General features: G+C 72.7%; 17 protein-coding genes. 15 read left to right on the top strand and 2 right to left on the bottom strand.

The genetic code is table 11. The annotated features are described in order from the left end of the window. Positions 1–9: 9 nt before the first annotated feature. Positions 10–1812, bottom strand: coding sequence for a glycoside hydrolase family 15 protein (locus tag GL259_RS09915; protein WP_159538505.1), 1803 nt, complete (start codon positions 1810–1812; stop codon positions 10–12). A 475-nt stretch (positions 1813–2287) separates the two neighbouring features. Between GL259_RS09915 and GL259_RS09905 the strand changes: the two genes are divergently transcribed. From GL259_RS09905 to GL259_RS09855, 11 genes are all read left to right on the top strand, one after another. Beyond that, a complete protein-coding gene (locus GL259_RS09905) occupies positions 2288–3937 on the top strand; it encodes a CTP synthase (protein ID WP_159531215.1) in 1650 nt (549 codons plus the stop codon). Between the two features lie 109 nt (positions 3938–4046). After that, positions 4047–4673, top strand: a complete 627-nt coding sequence (locus GL259_RS09900; protein WP_159531214.1) for an NUDIX hydrolase — start codon at positions 4047–4049, stop codon at positions 4671–4673. Positions 4674–4864: 191 nt separating this feature from the next. Continuing rightward, the gene (locus tag GL259_RS09895) at positions 4865–6922 is read left to right on the top strand and encodes a tetratricopeptide repeat protein (protein ID WP_159531213.1); all 2058 of its coding nucleotides are present in this window, start codon (positions 4865–4867) and stop codon (positions 6920–6922) included. Positions 6923–7059: 137 nt separating this feature from the next. Further along, the gene (gene ald, locus GL259_RS09890) at positions 7060–8184 is read left to right on the top strand and encodes an alanine dehydrogenase (RefSeq protein WP_159531212.1); all 1125 of its coding nucleotides are present in this window, start codon (positions 7060–7062) and stop codon (positions 8182–8184) included. A 401-nt stretch (positions 8185–8585) separates the two neighbouring features. Next, on the top strand, positions 8586–9764 hold the full coding sequence (locus tag GL259_RS09885; protein ID WP_166461462.1) for a ParA family protein: 1179 nt from the start codon (positions 8586–8588) through the stop codon (positions 9762–9764). Continuing rightward, complete coding sequence (locus GL259_RS09880) at positions 9749–10309, top strand: hypothetical protein (protein WP_243762281.1); 561 nt, start codon at positions 9749–9751, stop codon at positions 10307–10309. The genes GL259_RS09885 and GL259_RS09880 overlap by 16 nt, the downstream gene beginning before the upstream one ends. 18 nt (positions 10310–10327) lie before the next feature. Next, positions 10328–11659 (top strand): segregation/condensation protein A, encoded by a 1332-nt coding sequence (locus GL259_RS09875; protein WP_159531209.1) that lies wholly within the window; start codon positions 10328–10330, stop codon positions 11657–11659. Continuing rightward, positions 11656–12321 carry an SMC-Scp complex subunit ScpB gene (scpB, locus tag GL259_RS09870; RefSeq protein ID WP_159531207.1) on the top strand — a complete coding sequence of 222 codons (666 nt, stop codon included), beginning with the start codon at positions 11656–11658 and terminating at the stop codon, positions 12319–12321. The genes GL259_RS09875 and scpB overlap by 4 nt, the downstream gene beginning before the upstream one ends. Next, entirely contained in the window at positions 12321–13364 is a 1044-nt protein-coding gene (locus tag GL259_RS09865; RefSeq protein WP_159531204.1) for a pseudouridine synthase, read from the top strand. The genes scpB and GL259_RS09865 overlap by 1 nt, the downstream gene beginning before the upstream one ends. 62 nt (positions 13365–13426) lie before the next feature. Beyond that, on the top strand, positions 13427–14146 hold the full coding sequence (locus GL259_RS09860) for an NUDIX domain-containing protein (RefSeq protein WP_159531202.1): 720 nt from the start codon (positions 13427–13429) through the stop codon (positions 14144–14146). After that, positions 14143–15165, top strand: coding sequence for an ADP-ribosylglycohydrolase family protein (locus GL259_RS09855; RefSeq protein ID WP_159531200.1), 1023 nt, complete (start codon positions 14143–14145; stop codon positions 15163–15165). The genes GL259_RS09860 and GL259_RS09855 overlap by 4 nt, the downstream gene beginning before the upstream one ends. 23 nt (positions 15166–15188) lie before the next feature. Here GL259_RS09855 and GL259_RS09850 read toward each other — a convergent pair whose 3' ends face one another. Further along, positions 15189–15878 carry a nucleotidyltransferase domain-containing protein gene (locus tag GL259_RS09850; protein ID WP_159531198.1) on the bottom strand — a complete coding sequence of 230 codons (690 nt, stop codon included), beginning with the start codon at positions 15876–15878 and terminating at the stop codon, positions 15189–15191. 367 nt (positions 15879–16245) lie between these two features. Here GL259_RS09850 and aroH point away from each other — a divergent pair, with 367 nt between their 5' ends. From aroH to GL259_RS09830, 4 genes are all read left to right on the top strand, one after another. Next, a complete protein-coding gene (gene aroH, locus GL259_RS09845) occupies positions 16246–16608 on the top strand; it encodes a chorismate mutase (protein ID WP_159531195.1) in 363 nt (120 codons plus the stop codon). Further along, positions 16605–17690, top strand: a complete 1086-nt coding sequence (locus GL259_RS09840; RefSeq protein ID WP_159531193.1) for a prephenate dehydrogenase — start codon at positions 16605–16607, stop codon at positions 17688–17690. Before aroH ends, GL259_RS09840 begins: the two co-directional genes overlap by 4 nt. A gap of 138 nt (positions 17691–17828) precedes the next feature. Then, positions 17829–18509, top strand: a complete 681-nt coding sequence (cmk, locus tag GL259_RS09835) for a (d)CMP kinase (protein WP_159531191.1) — start codon at positions 17829–17831, stop codon at positions 18507–18509. Next, positions 18506–19153: a lysophospholipid acyltransferase family protein gene (locus tag GL259_RS09830; RefSeq protein WP_159531189.1), complete on the top strand. Its 648-nt coding sequence runs from the start codon at positions 18506–18508 to the stop codon at positions 19151–19153. Before cmk ends, GL259_RS09830 begins: the two co-directional genes overlap by 4 nt. Positions 19154–19186: the final 33 nt, after the last annotated feature.

The raw sequence follows: 19186 nt of genomic DNA, 5'->3' as shown, positions 1-19186 counted from the left end.
TGGCGGGCCTCAGCCCCCGTAGGCGCCCGAAGCCGTCAGCCGCAGGGCGGTGTCGATGAGCGGCACGTGGCTGAACGCCTGCGGGAAGTTGCCCACCTGGCGCTTCAGGCGCGGGTCCCACTCCTCCGCGAGCAGCCCGAGGTCGTTGCGCAGCGCCAGCAGCTTCTCGAACAGCTTGCGGGCCTCGTCCACACGGCCGATCATCGCCAGGTCGTCGGCCATCCAGAACGAGCAGGCGAGGAACGCGCCCTCGTCGCCCGGGAGGCCGTCGACGCCCTCGTGCTGCCCCTCCGTCGGGTAGCGCAGGATGAAGCCGTCGGGCGTGGACAGCTCGCGCTGGATCGCCTCGACGGTGCCGATCACGCGCTTGTCGTCCGGCGGCAGGAAGCCCACCTGCGGAATCAGCAGCAGCGAGGCGTCCAGTTCCTTCGACCCGTAGGACTGGGTGAAGGTGTTGCGCTCCTTGTCGTAGCCCTTCTCGCACACGTCCCGGTGGATGTCGTCGCGCAGCCGCTTGAACTCCTCCAGCGGGCCGTCGGCGTCGCCGGACTCGACGAGCTTGATGGTGCGGTCCACCGCGACCCAGGCCATCACCTTGGAGTGCACGAAGTGGCGGCGCGGGCCGCGCACCTCCCAGATGCCCTCGTCCGGCTCCTGCCAGTGCTTCTCCAGGTAGCGGATCAGCTTCAGCTGGAGCAGGGACGCGTAGTCGTTTCGCGCCAGACCGGTCATGTGGCCCAGGTGCAGGGCCTCGATGACCTCGCCGTACACGTCCAGCTGGAGCTGGGACGCGGCGCCGTTGCCGACCCGGACCGGGCTGGAGTTCTCGTAGCCGGGCAGCCAGTCCAGCTCCGCCTCGCCGAGCTCGCGCTCACCGGCGATGCCGTACATGATCTGCAGGTTCTCCGGGTCGCCCGCCACCGCGCGCAGCAGCCACTCGCGCCAGGCGCGGGCCTCCTCGCGGTAGCCGGTGCGCAGCAGCGAGGACAGGGTGATCGCCGCGTCCCGCAGCCAGGTGTAGCGGTAGTCCCAGTTGCGGACGCCGCCGATGTCCTCCGGCAGGGAGGTGGTGGGCGCGGCGACGATGCCGCCGGTCGGGGCGTAGGTCAGGGCCTTCAGCGTGATCAGGGAGCGGATCACGGCCTCGCGGTAGGGGCCGTGGTACGTGCAGTGCTCCACCCACTCGCGCCAGAAGTCCTCCGTCGCCTCCAGGGACTGCTCCGGCTCCGGCAGCGGCGGCGGCTCCTTGTGCGAGGGCTGCCACGAGAGCGTGAACGTGATCCGGTCACCCGGTGCGACCGTGAAGTCCGCGTACGTGGTCAGCGACTTGCCGTAGGTGTCGACGGGGGTGTCGAACCACACGGAGTCCGGGCCCGCGACGGCGACCGTGCGCCCCTCGTGCTTGTGCACCCACGGCACGATCCGGCCGTAGGAGAACCGCATCCGCAGCGCCGAGCGCATCGGCACCCGGCCGGAGACGCCCTCCACGATCCGGATCAGCTGCGGGGCGCCGTCGCGCGGGGGCATGAAGTCGGTCACCCGGACCGTGCCGCGCGGGGTGTCCCACTCGGACTCCAGGACCAGCGAGTCACCGCGGTAGCCGCGCCGGGTCGCCGTGGGCGGCTCGGCGTCGGGGGCGTGCGCGGGACCGAGCCGCCAGAAGCCGTGCTCCTCGGTGCCCAGCAGGCCGGCGAAGATGGCGTGCGAGTCGAAGCGGGGCAGGCACAGCCAGTCCACCGTGCCGTCCCGGCAGACCAGGGCAGCGGTCTGCATGTCTCCGATGAGTGCGTAGTCTTCGATGCGCCCGGCCACGTGCAACTCCAGTCGAACGGCCACGTCACCCCACGAGGGGGCTGTCGCTAGTGCGGTCAAGGGGTTTTTGCAATGCGTCGTTGAGCGGTGGATCACAGCAGCCGCTCAGCCGTCGTGCAAAGCGCCAATTGTTGCTCAACGAACCGACGAGCTGTCGTTGTTCCGGAACTTAACGGACGGGGGTGGTGCCGTTCGGCCGGTCGGGCTCGTCAGTGAGTGTCCGAGCAGGATACGACGCACGTAGATGATCTGTGTGCCGCTCCGGAGAACGAGACTCCGCTGAACGAGTGAGCGGCGGACCGGAGGGCCGCCGGAGGCCCCGCGCCCGTGTCGGCGCGTGCGCGGAGCGTGCCCGGCCTGCGCCCGGGCGCCACCGCGCCGTGGCGCTGATACGCTGGTAGCCCGTGGACCGGTGGGCGAGAAAACCCCGGAACCGCACCCTCCAGACCGCGACCACGGGAGCCCCCTCTTGGCCATGCCGCCCAAATCTTCGACGACCAAGCACATCTTCGTCACCGGGGGTGTCGCCTCCTCTCTCGGCAAGGGCCTGACGGCCTCCAGCCTCGGCATGCTGCTCAAGGCCCGGGGTCTGCGCGTCGTGATGCAGAAGCTCGACCCGTACCTGAACGTCGACCCTGGCACGATGAACCCCTTCCAGCACGGTGAGGTGTTCGTCACCAACGACGGTGCGGAGACCGACCTGGACATCGGACACTACGAGCGGTTCCTCGACCGGGACCTGGACGGCTCCGCCAATGTCACTACAGGCCAGGTCTACTCGACGGTGATCGCCAAGGAGCGGCGCGGCGAGTACCTCGGCGACACCGTGCAGGTCATCCCGCACATCACCAACGAGATCAAGCACCGCATCCGCCGCATGGCGACGGACGAGGTGGACGTCGTGATCACGGAGGTCGGCGGCACGGTCGGCGACATCGAGTCGCTGCCGTTCCTGGAGACCGTCCGCCAGGTGCGTCACGAGGTCGGCCGGGACAACGTCTTCGTGGTCCACATCTCCCTCCTGCCCTACATCGGCCCCTCGGGCGAGCTGAAGACGAAGCCGACCCAGCACTCGGTCGCGGCGCTGCGCAACATCGGCATCCAGCCGGACGCGATCGTGCTGCGCTGCGACCGCGAGGTGCCGACCGCGATCAAGCGCAAGATCTCGCTGATGTGCGACGTCGACGAGGCCGCCGTGGTCGCCTGCCCCGACGCCCGCTCGATCTACGACATCCCGAAGGTCGTCCACGCCGAGGGCCTGGACGCCTACGTCGTGCGCAAGCTCGACCTGCCCTTCCGGGACGTGGACTGGACGACCTGGGACGACCTGCTCGACCGCGTCCACAACCCCGACCACGAGATCACCCTCGCCCTGGTCGGCAAGTACATCGACCTGCCCGACGCCTACCTCTCGGTCACCGAGGCGCTGCGCGCGGGCGGCTTCGCCAACAAGGCCCGCGTGAAGATCAAGTGGGTCACCTCCGACGACTGCAAGACCCCGGCCGGCGCCCAGGCGCAGCTCGGCGACGTCGACGGCATCTGCATCCCCGGCGGCTTCGGCGACCGCGGTGTGCTCGGCAAGGTCGGCGCGATCCGCTACGCCCGTGAGAACAGGATCCCGCTGCTGGGCCTGTGCCTGGGCCTGCAGTGCATCGTGATCGAGGCGGCCCGCAACCTGGCGGGCATCTCCGACGCCAACTCCACCGAGTTCGACCCGGCCACCGCCCACCCGGTCGTCTCCACCATGGCCGAGCAGCTGGACATCGTCGCCGGTGAGGGCGACATGGGCGGCACCATGCGGCTCGGCATGTACCCGGCCAAGCTGGCCGAGGGCTCGATCGTGCGCGAGGTGTACGACGGCAAGGAGTACGTCGAGGAGCGCCACCGCCACCGCTACGAGGTGAACAACGCCTACCGCGCGGAGCTGGAGAAGAAGGCGGGCATCGTCTTCTCCGGCACCTCCCCGGACGGCAAGCTCGTGGAGTACGTCGAGTACCCGCGCGAGGTCCACCCGTACCTGGTCGCGACCCAGGCGCACCCGGAGCTGCGCTCGCGTCCGACCCGTCCGCACCCGCTCTTCGCGGGCCTGGTGAAGGCCGCCGTCGAGCGGAAGATCTCGGAGTAACGCGCCAGTTGTACGGTTGCCGGGGTGCGCGCCTTCGAAGGGTCCGCGCCCCGGCCGCTTTTCTCACGCGGCGCGCACGCACGACCGCCGTACGTTCGGGAGGACAGGCATGACGATCAAGGACACCCCGGAGGAGTGGGAGATCCGGGCGACCGGGACCCCCTTCACGGGCAACAAGACCTCCGTCCGCACCGACGAGGTGGTCATGCCCGACGGGACCGTGGTCCACCGCGACTACCAGGTCCACCCCGGGTCCGTGGCCGTCCTCGCCCTCGACGACGCCGACCGTGTCCTGGTGCTGCGCCAGTACCGCCACCCGGTGCGCCACCGGCTGTGGGAGATCCCGGCCGGCCTGCTGGACGTCCCCGGTGAGAACCCGCTGCACGCCGCCCAGCGCGAGCTGTACGAGGAGGCGCACGTCAAGGCCGAGGACTGGCGGGTGCTGACCGACGTGTACACCACCCCCGGCGGCTGCGACGAGGCCGTGCGGATCTTCCTCGCCCGCGGTCTGTCCGAGGCCGAGGGCGAGCGCTTCGAGGTCGAGCACGAGGAGGCCGACATGGAGCTGGCCCGGGTGCCCGTCGACGAGCTGGTGCGCGGGGTGCTGGCCGGCGAGCTGCACAACAACTGCCTCGTGGTGGGCGTCCTCTCGCTCGTCGCCGCACGGGCCGGGGACGGCCTGGACGCGCTGCGTCCGGCTCAGGCGCCGTGGCCCGCGCGCCCGTTCGAGGCCTGATCCCGCCCGGACCCCTGCGCGCTCATGATGATGTGACCATCGGTTGATCCGATCGGGGGATGCGCCCGCGCCGCTGCGCCGGGAACGTAGCAGAGCGTGAACTAGGCTCTTCGCGAGTGAGCCAGGAAGCAGGCGCGGCACCCTTCGCACCGGGGCGGGCTTGCGCGTGCGGTGGGACGGGAGTGTGGTCCGTGACGGATCAGGCGGTGGACCCGGGCAGTGTGCGGCTCTCCCAGGACGCAGCCGTTCAGGGCCGTTTCCTGGGCCGCACCAGGGAGTTGAAGGAACTGCGCGCCGACATCGAGCGCGCCGGACTGGACACCCTCTCGGGCCGCAAGACACCCCGCGCGCGCGTGCTGCTCATCGCCGGCCGTCCGGGCTCGGGCCGGACGGCCCTCGCCGAGGAACTCGTGCGCCAGGTCGCCGACCGCTACCCCGACGGGGTGCTGCGCGCCCGGCTGACCGAACCCGGCGGCGCGCGCGTGCCCGTCGAGCGCGCCGCGCGGGAGCTGCTCGGCGCGCTGGAGGTGCCCGCCCCCGCCGGAGCCCCCGAGGACGACCTCACCGAGGCGCTGCGCGCCACCCTCGCCGACCGCCGGATGCTGCTCCTGCTGGACGACGCGGCCGACGCCGGGCAGGTCGACGCGCTGCTGCCGGACAACCCGGAGTGCCTGGCCGTCGCCGTCTCCTCGGGGCCGCTGACCGGCATCGCGGACGTCCGCCCCTGCACGCTCGGCGGCCTCGACACCAAGTCCGCGGTGGAGCTGCTGTCCCGGGCCGCCGGGTCGGTCCGCATCACCGTCGACCCCCGGGCCGCCGAGGGACTCGCCGAGCTGTGCGAGGGCGAGGCCGCCGCCCTGGTGCTGGCCGGGGGCTGGCTCGCCGCCCGGCCCAAGGCCGCCGTCGCCGACCTCGCCAAGCAGCTGCACGCGGAGAGCGGCCGGTCCACCGTGACCGGCCGCGTCCTGCAGCTCGTGCACGCCTCGCTGCCGGCGCCCGCCGCCCGGACGCTGCGCCTGCTCAGCCTCGCCCCGGCCGGCCTGGTCGACCCGCACACGGCCTCCGCGCTCGCCGGCTGCGCGGTGGACGACGCCCGCACCGCCCTGGACGACTTCGTCGCCCGCGGTCTGCTGCACGCGGTGGCCTCGCCGCTCCCGCAGTACGAGGTGCCCGGCTGTCTGCACCCCCTGCTGCGCGACCTCGCCGAGACCCACGAGCGCCCCGCCGAGCTCCAGCTGGCCCGCGCCCGCATGCTGGAGCGGACCGTGCGGCTGCTCCAGTCGTGCAGGGCGATCACCGAGACCGACAGCCCGCTGGCGCGCGAGAGGCTCCTCGGCATGCCGCGCTCCGTGCGCTTCCCCAGTCCCCGGGCCGCCGCCGAGTGGCTGCGCCTGAGCAGGCCCGCCCTGCTCGCCTCCGCCCGGCTCGCGGTCGCCGACGGGGAGCTGGACACCCTGGCCCGGCGGCTGATGTCCCAGCTGGTGCGGGCCATGGTGGCACACGTCGGCACCCAGGCGGCCGCGAGCGACCTGTACGCCCTGCACGGCCTGGTCCTGGACGTCGCCGAGCGCCGGCGTCTGCCCCGCGAGCGGGCGGCGGCCCTGCTGAACCTCGGCGACCTCGACGCCCGCACCGGCCGCACGGCCGACGCCCTGGTGCGCTACCGGGACGCGCTGGACGCGGGACGCGAGGCGCGCGATCCGTACGCGACCGGCCGCGCGATGGAATCCGTGGGCGGCGCGCACCTGGAACTCGGGGACTACGACCGGGCCGCCGACTGGTTCGGCCGGGCCCTGGCCGAGCGGCTCGCCCGGGACGAGCGCGCGGACGCCGCCCGGCTCTACGGCCGTATCGCCGCCGCCCACACCTATGCCGGCCGTTACGGCGAGGCGCTGCGCAACTGGCGCGCGGCCGTCGCCGGGCACCGCAAGAACGGGGACGTGGCCGCACAGGCGCGGGCGCTCAGCGAACTGGCCCGGGTGCAGGAGTACGCGGGCCGGCCGGAGGAGTCGCTGCGCACCTGCCACGAGGCCGTGGAGTGGGCCCGCCGGGCCGAGGACACCCGGCTGCAGGCGGCGCTGCACCTGCGGCTGGCCGACGCCTTCGAACGCCTCGGCGACCCCACGTCGGCCGCACTGCACCGCGGTACGGCCGAGCGCATGCTGGACGAGGAGGCCCCGGAGGGCGACTCCGAGCTGGAACAAGGAGCTAACGCCTGCGAAATCCGCAGCGCATCTGCTGAAGATTGATGCAATGAAAGGCTAGACAGACGGAACGCCTTCATTAGACTGGCTCTGCCGCACCATCTTCTGCGGTCTCTCCCGGTGTGCCCTCGTGCACCCGGGTATGTGTAGTAAGACCCCTCATATCCTCTGAGCCAAGGACCGTGATCGACGTGAAGGTCGGCATCCCCCGCGAGGTCAAGAACAACGAGTTCCGGGTGGCCATCACCCCCGCCGGCGTGCACGAGCTGGTGCGCAACGGCCACCAGGTCGTCATCGAGCGCGGCGCCGGTGTCGGCTCCTCGATCCCGGACGAGGAGTACGTCGCCGCGGGCGGGGAGATCCTGGACACCGCCGACGAGGTGTGGGCCGCCGCCGACCTGCTGCTGAAGGTCAAGGAGCCCGTCGCGGAGGAGTACCACCGCCTGCGCAAGGACCAGACCCTCTTCACCTACCTGCACCTGGCCGCCTCCAAGGAGTGCACGGACGCCCTCCTGGAGTCCGGCACCACCGCGATCGCCTACGAGACCGTCGAGCTACCGAGCCGCGCGCTGCCGCTGCTCGCGCCCATGTCCGAGGTCGCGGGCCGGCTCGCCCCGCAGGTCGGTGCCTACCACCTGATGCGCGCCAGCGGCGGCCGCGGTGTGCTGCCCGGTGGTGTCCCCGGCGTGCTGGCCGGCAAGGCCGTCGTCATCGGCGGCGGCGTCTCCGGCTGGAACGCCGCGCAGATCGCCATCGGCATGGGCTTCCACGTGACCCTGCTCGACAAGGACATCAACAAGCTCCGCGAGGCGGACAAGATCTTCGGCACGAAGATCCAGACCGTCGTCTCCAACGCCTTCGAGCTGGAGAAGGCCTGCCTGGAGGCCGACCTGGTGATCGGCGCGGTCCTGATCCCCGGCGCCAAGGCCCCGAAGCTGGTCACCAACGAGCTGGTCTCGCGGATGAAGGCCGGAAGTGTCCTTGTCGACATCGCGATCGACCAGGGCGGCTGCTTCGAGGACTCCCACCCCACCACGCACGCCGAGCCGACCTTCAAGGTCCACGACTCGGTCTTCTACTGCGTGGCCAACATGCCGGGCGCGGTGCCCAACACCTCGACCTACGCGCTCACCAACGCCACGCTGCCGTACATCGTCGAGCTCGCCAACCGCGGCTGGGTGGAGGCGCTGCGCCGCGACCCCGCGCTCGCCAAGGGCCTCAACACGCATGACGGCAAGGTCGTTTACAAGGAGGTCGCCGAGGCGCACGGCCTCGAGCACGTGGAGCTCGCCTCCCTGCTCGGCTGAGTCGCCCAGGCGTCAAGTCGACCAAGTCACCGGCCGGCGAAGGCGACACACCCCCGAACCCGGCTTCGCTCGATCGGGGGGACCGCCGCCGGCCGTCAACGTCGCATACCCGGCCGGACCTTGCCCGACAAGGTCCGGCCGGATGTGTGTATGGTCACTCCTCGGTCCGGTACAACTCGCCTCGAACGTAACCCTTCCACCGATTCGCACACCGGTGAAACCTGCCGTGCGACGGCCGTACGCCCTTGACAGAGGGATGTTTCATTGCCGACACATCGAGCCGGGTCCGGCGGATTGTGTTGCTGCGAACGGTCGACACGCCATAGAGTCGCCAACCGTCGGCATGGTGCCACGCTGACCTGTCTAGAAGTTTCCTGGTCACCAAGGAGGTAAGACGACTTGTGAATGAGTCGACATTTACTCCCGGGGGTGGTCAACCAGGAACGCCTGCACGGGGCCAGGGACCCGCTGGGTTCGCTCCTGTCGGCTCCGTCGCTGTGCGCACCTTCGCAGCCCATCAGAGTCACCAGGCTTCAGGGGTGACTCACCCAGCACACCGAAGCATGGATGGCCATCACGTGAACGCCATGGCCGGCGACGGAAGTGGCGCGCCCCACAACCATTTCGCCGACTACGACGAACTGCCCGAGGGGCATTTCTACGACCCCGACGCCGAGTACGAGCCCGACCCCGAGTACGCGGCCACGCTCGCGCCCGACGCGGCGCGTCAGCGCCGTGAGCGCATCGGCCCGACCGGGCGCCCGCTGCCGTACTTCCCGATCCCGGGCCCGCTGACCGACCACGGCCCCGCGAAGATCATCGCGATGTGCAACCAGAAGGGCGGCGTGGGCAAGACGACGTCGACCATCAACCTGGGTGCCGCGCTCGCGGAGTACGGGCGCCGGGTGCTGCTCGTGGACTTCGACCCGCAGGGCGCGCTGTCGGTCGGCCTCGGCGTCAACCCGATGGAGCTCGACCTCACCGTCTACAACCTGCTCATGGAGCGGGGGATGGCGGCCGACGAGGTGCTGCTGAAGACGGCGGTGCCCAACATGGACCTGCTGCCCAGCAACATCGACCTGTCGGCGGCCGAGGTCCAGCTGGTGAGCGAGGTCGCGCGCGAGTCCACGCTCCAGCGCGCGCTGAAGCCGCTCATGGACGACTACGACTTCATCGTGATCGACTGCCAGCCCTCGCTCGGCCTGCTCACGGTCAACGCGCTGACCGCCGCGCACAAGGTGATCGTGCCGCTGGAGTGCGAGTTCTTCGCGCTGCGCGGTGTGGCCCTGCTGACCGAGACCATCGAGAAGGTCCAGGAGCGGCTCAACCCCGACCTGGAGCTCGACGGCATCCTCGCCACGATGTACGACTCGCGCACGGTGCACAGCCGAGAGGTGCTCGCGCGCGTGGTCGAGGCGTTCGACGACCACGTCTACCACACGGTCATCGGGCGCACGGTCCGCTTCCCGGAGACCACGGTCGCCGGTGAGCCGATCACCACGTACGCCTCCAACTCCGTCGGTGCCGCCGCCTACCGCCAGCTCGCCAGGGAGGTGCTCGCCCGGTGTCACGCCGAGTGAGTCTGCCGGGGGCCGACGAACTCTTCCGCACGACAGGGGGGATGGCGCTCCAGGCGTCCACGCCCAGGCGTCAGGCCAACGGCGACGCCCGCGTCCCCGCTCCCGCCGGGGAGGGCGACGCGGCGGCGGCCCAGGAGGACGCGCCGCAGTCGGTGCCCGCCCAGGGCGGCGACGGCGAGGGCGCGGAGCACGTCGCCGCGGACGCCGGGCCGGCCGAGGCCGGGGAGTCCCACAGCCGCACCGCGGCGGGCCCCGGGCGGCGTCAGGCCGCACCGGAAGGAGCCGCGGCCGCGGCCCCGCGCAAGCGCGGGAGAGCGGCGGCGCGCCGGCCCAGCGGCCGTGAGCGGCACGACGAGAAGATCACCGTGTACGTCTCCGCCGAGGAGCTGATGGACCTCGAGCACGCGCGCCTGGTGCTGCGCGGCGAGCACGGACTGGCCGTGGACCGCGGCCGGATCGTCCGCGAGGCGGTCGCCGTGGTCCTCGCCGACCTGGAGACCCGCGGGGAGGCGAGCATCCTCGTACGCCGGCTTCGCGGACGGTAGCGGTAGCCTGCGGAGGTCATGACCTCGAACCACCCTTCCGCCCCCGGCGGCCGGCCGAACCGCCGGCGCCCGCTGGGGCGGGGCCCGGGAGCGGCGCCGCCGACGACTCCGCCGGACGAGCCGGTGGCCGCGTCGCAGGACGGGACCGCCGCGTCCGCGGAGCCGGGCCCGACGGCCGGCCCGCCGCCCGTGCCGCCCGCGGAGGAAGCGGCCGCCGAGGCCCCCGCGCGGATCCCCGCACCGGCCGGGCCGGTGCGGCGCCCGGCGCAGGACGCTCCCGCGCCGGAGCCCCTGCCTCCCGGGACGCAGCCCCCGCCTCCCGGCACCGAGCCCCCGGCCGGCGCGGCGGATGCCGGCACGGTGGCGGAGGCGCCCGGGGCCGGCACGGCCGGCCGGGCGGTGGCCGCTGACGGTGCCTCCGTGTCCAGTGCCCCGGTGTCCAGTGCCGCCGTGCGGGAGCCGGGCGTCGAGGGCGCGGGCGCGGCGGACCCGGAGGCGGGCGCCGCCGACGGTGGCGAGGGCGACGGCGGCGACGAGGGCGACGGCCGGTTCACGGTGCGGCTGGCGAACTTCGAAGGGCCCTTCGACCTGCTGCTCCAGCTGATCGCGAAGCACAAGCTGGACGTCACCGAGGTCGCCCTGTCCAGGGTGACCGACGAGTTCATGGCGTACATCCGGGCGCTGGGGGCGGACTGGGACCTGGACGAGACGACCGAGTTCCTGGTCGTGGCGGCCACCCTGCTCGATCTCAAGGCGGCGCGGCTGCTGCCCGCCGCCGAGGTGGAGGACGAGGCCGACCTCGCCCTGCTGGAGGCCCGGGACCTGCTGTTCGCCCGCCTGCTGCAGTACCGCGCGTACAAGCGGATCGCGGAGATCTTCGGCGGCCGCCTCGACGCGGAGGCCCGCCGTCACCCCCGCACGGTCGGGCTCGAGCAGCACCACGCCGAGCTGCTGCCCGAGGTCGTCATCCGCATCGGCCCCGAGGGGTTCGCGAAACTCGCCGTGAAGGCGATGCAGCCCAGGCCCAGGCCGCAGGTGTACGTCGACCACATCCACGCGCCGCTGGTCAGCGTGCAGGAGCAGGCCGGGATCGTCGTCGCCCGGCTGAAGGAGCTCGGCGAGGCCGACTTCCGCGCGCTCGTCGAGGACACCGACGACACGCTGACCGTCGTCGCCCGGTTCCTCGCGCTGCTCGAGCTGTACCGCGAGAAGGCCGTCGCCCTCGAGCAGGAGACCGCGCTCGGCGAGCTGACCGTGCGCTGGACCGGCGGCGACGGGGACGCCGCCCCCACGGTCACCGACGAGTTCGACCGGCCGCCGGAGCAGCCGGGGGAGGAGAGGAAGGCATGAGCGACGAGACCGCCGGCGCACCCGCCGGGCCGCGCACCGTCGCGGACCTCGACCTCAGGCCCGCCCTGGAGGCGGTGCTCATGGTCGTGGACGAGCCCGCGACCGAGGAACACCTGGCGAAGATACTGCAGCGGCCGAAACGCCAGGTCGCGGACGCGCTGCGCGAGCTGGCGGACGAGTACACGGCGCAGGGGCGCGGCTTCGAGCTGCGGTTCGTCGCGGGCGGCTGGCGCTTCTACACCCGCCCCGAGTACGCCGCCGCCGTGGAGGGGTTCGTCCTGGACGGCCAGCAGGCCCGGCTCACCCAGGCCGCCCTGGAGACCCTCGCCGTGGTCGCCTACCGCCAGCCGGTCAGCCGCAGCCGGGTCTCCGCCGTGCGCGGAGTGAACTGCGACGGCGTGATGCGCACCCTCCTGCAGCGCGGTCTGGTCGAGGAGGCGGGCACGGAACCCGAAACAGGTGCGATCCTGTACACGACGACGAACTACTTCCTGGAGCGGATGGGCCTGCGCGGTCTGGACGAGCTCCCGGAGCTCGCGCCCTTCCTCCCGGAGGCGGAGGCGATCGAGGCCGAGACCCAGGAAGCCGTGCCGTCGTTCGATCCGGACGCACCGGACCCGGACGACGGTCCCCCGACGAACACGACGACGACGGAATTTTGATGCGAAGCAGCGGCAGCGGAAAGAGCGGCGGACGCGGTAACTACCGTGGTGCCGGCAACAACAGGGACCAGAAGCAGGGGCAGGGCCGCCCCCGCAAGCCCCGCCCCGAGGAGCGCCGCTACGACGTGGGCCCCGGGGCCACCAAGGACGGCCCGAAGTCGGGGCGCGGCGGGGCGAAGCCGTCGTCCCCCAAGGACGGCCGCGGCCGCACCGCCCCGGCGCGCTCGCGCGAGTACGAGGCGCGGACCGAGGAGCGCAACCGCGAGCGGTACGCCGGCAGGAAGGACGTGAAGCTCCCGAAGACCTTCCCGGGCGCCGAGCAGGAGGGCGAGCGGCTGCAGAAGGTCCTCGCGCGCGCGGGCTACGGCTCCCGGCGTGCCTGCGAGGAGCTGATCGAGCAGGCGCGGGTCGAGGTCAACGGCGAGATCGTGCTGGAGCAGGGCCGCCGCGTCGACCCGGAGAAGGACGAGGTCAAGGTCGACGGTCTGACCGTCGCCACGCAGTCGTACCAGTTCTTCTCGCTGAACAAGCCCGCCGGCGTGGTCTCCACGATGGAGGACCCCGAGGGCCGGCAGTGCCTCGGCGACTACGTCACCAACAGGGAGACCCGGCTCTTCCACGTCGGCCGGCTCGACACCGAGACCGAGGGCGTCATCCTGCTCACCAACCACGGCGAGCTGGCGCACCGGCTGACCCACCCCAGGTACGGCGTGAAGAAGACCTACCTCGCGCACATCGTCGGGCCCATCCCGCGCGACCTGGGCAAGCGGCTGAAGGACGGCATCCAGCTCGAGGACGGCTACGCGCGCGCGGACCACTTCCGGGTCGTGGAGCAGACCGGCAAGAACTACCTCGTCGAGGTGACCCTGCACGAGGGCCGCAAGCACATCGTGCGCCGCATGCTCGCGGAGGCCGGGTTCCCGGTCGAGAAGCTGGTGCGCACCGCCTTCGGGCCGATCGCCCTGGGCGACCAGAAGTCGGGCTGGCTGCGCCGGCTGTCCAACACCGAGGTCGGGATGCTGATGCGGGAGGTCGACCTCTGAGGGTTGTCACGGGTCGCCGCCCCCTTTTATAGTCTGAGTGACTATTAAGGGGGTGGCCGGCCGTGCGCGGCTACGACAAGTACGCCTTCGAGCCCTTCGCCGTCACCGTCGATCTCGCCGTCTTCACGCTCCGCGCGGGCGCGCTGCACGTGCTGCTCGTCGAGCGGGGGCAGGAGCCGTACGCCGGCCGCCGGGCGCTGCCCGGCGGCTTTCTGCTGCCGTCGGAGTCGGCGGAGTCGGCGGCCCGCCGGGAGCTGGCCGAGGAGACCGGCCTGGCCGACGTGACCGGGCTGCACCTGGAGCAGCTGCGGACCTACAGCGAACCCGACCGCGATCCCCGGATGCGGGTCGTGTCGGTCGCCTTCGCCGCGCTGCTGCCGGACCCTCCCGAGCCGAGGGCCGGGACCGACGCGGCCGAGGCCCGCTGGACGCCGTACGACGCGGCCGGGCCGCTCGCCTTCGACCACGACCGGATCCTGGCCGACGCCCGGGAGCGCGTCGGCGCCAAGCTCGAGTACACCTGTCTCGCCACCGCCTTCTGCCCGCCCGAGTTCACCCTCGGGGAGCTGCAACAGGTCTACGAGGCCGTGTGGGGCACCACGCTCGACCGCCCCAACTTCCGGCGCAAGGTGCTCGCCACCCCGGGCTTCGTCGAAGCCGTCCCCGGTGCCGCGCGCCTCACCGGCGGCCGGGGCAAGCCCGCCGCCCTGTACCGCGCGGGCACCGCCACCGACCTCCACCCGCCGCTGCTCCGGCCGGCCCCGGAAGGACGCCCCGCATGACCACGACCACCCTCACCAAGCGCGCCGCCACGGGGGCGCTCACCGGACTCGCCCTCGGGGACGCGCTGGGCTTCCCGACGGAGTTCGACGACGTGCCCTCGATCCTCGCCAAGTGCGGGCCCTGGCGGGAGATGGAGCTGCCGAGACCGGCGATCGTCACCGACGACACCCAGATGACGCTGGCGCTCGGCAGGGGACTGCGCACGGCGACGGACCGGGGGCCGCTCGCCCCGAAGCGGCTGGAGCGGCCGGTGCGCGAGGAGTTCGTGGAGTGGTGGCGCTCGCCCGAGAACAACCGCGCACCCGGCAACACCTGCCTCAAGGCCTGCCACCTGCTGGCCCGCGAGGACCGCCCCTGGCAGGACGCCAGCCAGGTCGGGTCCAAGGGCTGCGGGGCCAACATGCGCGTCGCGCCCATCGGTCTGGTCCCCGGTCTGAGCGACGAACAGCGCGCGGGCGCCGCCCAGTTGCAGTCGGCGCTCACCCACGGGCACCCCACCGCGCTCGCCGCCTCCGACCTCACCGCGCACGCCGTACGGCTGCTCGCCGAGGGCGCCGAACCGACCGGCCTGATCGGTCTGCTGCGCTCCTACGCCTACGAGAACCGCACCCGCTACCACGAGTTCTGGCTCGGCGACCTGTGGGCCCGCGCCCAGGACCCCACCCCCGAGCACTTCATCGCGCGCGGCTGGGACGAGTGCCTGGAGGTCCTGGAGCGCCTCCGGGACGCCGTGCGCACCGTCTCGCCCGAGACCGACCCCTGCCTGGCCACGGGCGAGGGCTGGATCGCCGAGGAAGCCCTGGCGACCGGCCTGCTCTGCTTCCTCCTCTTCGTCGACGAGCCGCTCACCGCGCTGCGCCGCGCCGCCTGCACCGCGGGCGACTCCGACTCCCTCGCCTGCCTGACGGGCGCCTTCGCGGGCGCGCACCTGGGCGCCGACGCCTGGCCGGCCGCCTGGGCCGACCGCATCGAGTACCGGGACGAGCTGCTGGCGCTGGGAGCGCTCTGGGACGCGTGACCGTCCGGGGCCGCGCGGGGGCCCTAGCGAGTCAGCAGGGCCGAGGCGCGGCGGGTGCGGACGAGGAAGTCCTCGACGCGCCGCCGGTCCGGTCCGGCCGGGAGCGGGGTGCGCCGGGCCGCCTCCCCGGCCTCCCGCTCCAGGCGGGTCATCCGTGCCTCGACCTCGGGCCACGGGACCTCGCCCCGCTTGACCGCGAGGAGCGGTCCGCGGTGGTCGCCGACGTCGATCGTGAGCGTGCCCGTGCGCAGCAGGTCGCGGGCGCTCGTCAGGAGGCGGAGCAGGTGCACGGCGTGCTTCCAGCGCGGGGCGCCGTGTGCGCGGACGTGGGCCTCCAGCTTGCGGCGCTGGCCGTGGGCGTACCGCGTGAACGTCTCGTGGACCCGGCGGGAGAGGAACGCCCCGCGCAGGTCCAGCAGCTCGCGGCCGGTGTCGTCGGCGTACTCCACGAGCGGGGAGTGCAGGCACTCCAGGACGCTGGGGTTGGCGCGCAGGGCCAGCTCGCAGAAGCGCTCCAGCTCCCAGCTGAACTGCTCCTCGGCCGGGCCCTCGACGTGCGTGGGCGGTTTGTCGAAGCGCCAGAACAGGGCGGTGGGGGCGAGGAACACGCCCCGGCGGTCGGTGTCGCTGTCCTCCGTCGCCAGGCCGAAGGCACGCGACCCCATGACGCAGGCGTAGACGGTGTGGTCGCGGACCAGGGTTTCGGGGCGCATGCGCGGGAGCGTACGCGGCGGATCACGCCGGGCGGACCGAATTTCCCCCACCGTGATCCGCTGCCCCGGGCAGCGGCCCGGTCCCGGGGCCGTTCCCGGCCGAGCCGTCGGTGACGCGGAAGCGGCTGCCGTGGCAGGCGCAGGGGACCGGGGGAGAGGGACCGGGGGGCGAGGAGGCCGGAGCGGGGCCGCGGTTCCGGCATCGTGGCACCGCATGCGCCGGAGGAGAAGCGCTTCACGGCCGACCGCCGGGAAACGTGCACGTCGCCCGTCTCAGGAGGTGGGCGGCGGGCACCGCCCGCGCGCCGTCTGGCTAGGCTGGACGCCCTAACAGCCGAGAGACGCACGTCAGCTAAGGAGCATCGCCGTGGCGGTACGAGCGGTCCGGGGCGCCGTCCAGTTGGAACGGGACGAGGCCGGTCACATGGAGGAGCAGGTCGGGACGCTGCTCACCGCCGTCCTGGAACGCAACGGACTGACCGCCGACGACCTGATCAGCATCTGGTTCACGGCCACGCCCGACCTGCACAGCGACTTCCCGGCGGCCGCCGCCCGCAAGATCGGCATCGTCGACGTGCCCCTGATCTGCGCGCAGGAGCTGGACGTCGAGGGCGCCATGCCCCGCGTGGTCCGCGTCCTCGCGCACATCGAGTCCGACAAGCCCCGCGGCGACATCGCGCACGTCTACCTCGGTGCCGCGGCCGCCCTGCGCAAGGACATCGCCCAGTGAGAACCGCACTCGTCCTCGGCACCGGACTCATCGGCACGTCCGCCGCCCTCGCCCTGTCCCAGCGGGGCGTCACCGTCCACCTCGCCGACCACGACCCGGAACAGGCCCGCACGGCCGCCGCGCTCGGCGCCGGCACCGACGAGGCCCCCGACGGGCCGGTGGACCTGGTGATCGTCGCGGCCCCGCCCGCCCACGTGGCCGGCGTGCTCGCCGACGCGATGGGGCGCGGCCTGGCCCGCGGCTACATCGACGTCGCCAGCGTCAAGGGCGGACCACGCCGTGAGCTCGAGGCGCGCGGCCTGGACCTGTCGTCCTACATCGGCACGCACCCCATGTCCGGCCGCGAGAAGTCCGGCCCGCTGGCCGCCACCGGCGACCTCTTCGAGGGCCGCCCCTGGGTGCTGACCCCCACCCGGGACACCGACACCGAGGTGCTGAACCTCGCCCTGGAACTGGTCTCGCACTGCCGCGCCGTGCCCGTCGTCATGGACGCCGACGCGCACGACCGTGCCGTGGCCCTCGTCTCCCACATGCCCCACCTGGTGTCCAGCATGGTCGCCGCGCGCCTGGAGCACGCGGAGGAGGCCGCCGTACGGCTGTGCGGGCAGGGCATCCGGGACGTGACCCGGATCGCCGCCTCCGACCCCCGGATGTGGATCGACATCCTGTCCGCGAACCCGGGGCCGGTCGCCGACCTGCTCACGGACGTCGCCGCCGACCTGGAGGGGACCGTGCGGGCCCTGCGCGCGCTGCAGTCCTCCGACGAGGACAAGCGGCGCGAGGGCGTCACGGGCATCGAGGACGTGCTGCGCCGCGGCAACACCGGCCAGGTCCGCGTCCCCGGCAAGCACGGGTCCGCCCCGCGGCTCTACGAGACGGTGGCGGTGCTCATCGACGACCAGCCGGGGCAGCTGGCCCGCATCTTCGCGGACGCCGGGCGGGCCGGGGTCAACATCGAGGACGTGCGGATCGAGCACGCGACCGGGCAGCAGGCCGGTCTGGTGCAGCTCATGGTCGAGCCCAAGGCGGCACCCGTCCTCACGGCGGCGCTGCGGGAGCGGGGCTGGGCGATCCGGCAGTAGGGCCGGAGCGCGGGGCGGGCGCTCCGGCGGCGGGGCCCGGCCCCGGGAGGGGCCGATCGGGGGATGCGCACCCAGTAACCTTGTGCGGGGCGGTCGCGCCCCCTCTCCCCGCCAGTCAGGTCCAGGAAGGTCCCCACTGTGGAAAGCGCCACGCCAGTGATTGTCGCCATCGACGGCCCCTCCGGCACGGGCAAGTCGAGCACGTCGAAGGCCGTGGCGGCGCAGCTCGGCCTGAACTACCTGGACACCGGCGCCCAGTACCGGGCGATCACCTGGTGGATGGTGAACAACGGCATCGACATAGACGACCCCTCCGCGGTCGCCGCCGTCGCCGGCAAGCCGGAGATCGTCTCCGGCACCGACCCCGAGAGCCCGACCATCACGGTCGACGGCGTGGACGTGGCCGGCCCGATCCGCGAGCAGGACGTCACCTCCAAGGTCAGCGCGGTCAGCGCGGTGCCCGAGGTGCGCGCCCGGATCACCGAGCTGCAGCGCACGATCGCCTCCTCCGCCGTCACCGGCATCGTCGTCGAGGGCCGCGACATCGGCACCACCGTGCTGCCCGACGCCGACCTCAAGATCTTCCTCACCGCCTCCCCGGAGGCGCGGGCCGCCCGCCGCAGCGGCGAGCTCAAGGGCGCCGACGTCCACGCCACCCGGGAGGCCCTGATCAAGCGGGACGCGGCCGACTCCAGCCGCAAGACCTCCCCGCTGGCCAAGGCGGACGACGCGGTCGAGGTCGACACCACCGACCTGACGCTGGCGCAGGTCATCGAGTGCGTCGTCACCCTCGTCGAGGAGAAGCGGGCCGGGAAGTGACCGACGTCCCATCGGTGCGGGGCGCCGAGGTCGGGCGGCGCATCGGCGTCGGCCTGATGTACGGGCTGTGGAGGCCGCGGGTGCTGGGCGCCTGGCGGGTGCCCGCGGCCGGCCCGGTGATCCTCGCCGTCAACCACTCCCACAACATCGACGGACCGATGGTCATGGGCGTGGCGCCCCGGCCGACGCACTTCCTGATCAAGAAGGAGGCGTTCGTCGGCCCGCTCGACCCGTTCCTGACCGGCATCGGCCAGCTGAAGGTGGACCGGCACAGCACCGACCGCACGGCGATCTCCCGGGCGCTGGGCGTGCTGGAGCAGGGCGGTGTCCTCGGCATCTTCCCCGAGGGCACCCGGGGCGAGGGCGACTTCGCCTCCCTGCGCGCGGGGCTCGCCTACTTCGCCGTCCGCAGCGGCGCGCCGATCGTGCCGGTGGCCGTCCTGGGAAGTTCCGAGCGGCGCGGACGGTTGATGAAGGGACTGCCCCCGCTGCGCTCCCGCGTCGACGTCGTCTTCGGCGACGCCTTCGAGGCGGGGGACGGCAGCGGGAGACGCACGCGCAGGGCGCTGGACGAGGCGACCGAGCGCATCCAGAAGCAGCTGACCGCGCACCTGGAAAACGCCAGGCGCCTCACCGGACGCTAGGCGACACTGAGTAGTGGATCACCCTGTATCGGG

Source organism: Streptomyces sp. Tu 3180 (assembly GCF_009852415.1).
Lineage (GTDB): Bacteria > Actinomycetota > Actinomycetes > Streptomycetales > Streptomycetaceae > Streptomyces.
The sequence above is the reverse complement of the archived record's forward strand: the minus strand, read 5'-3'. Positions and strand labels throughout refer to the sequence as shown.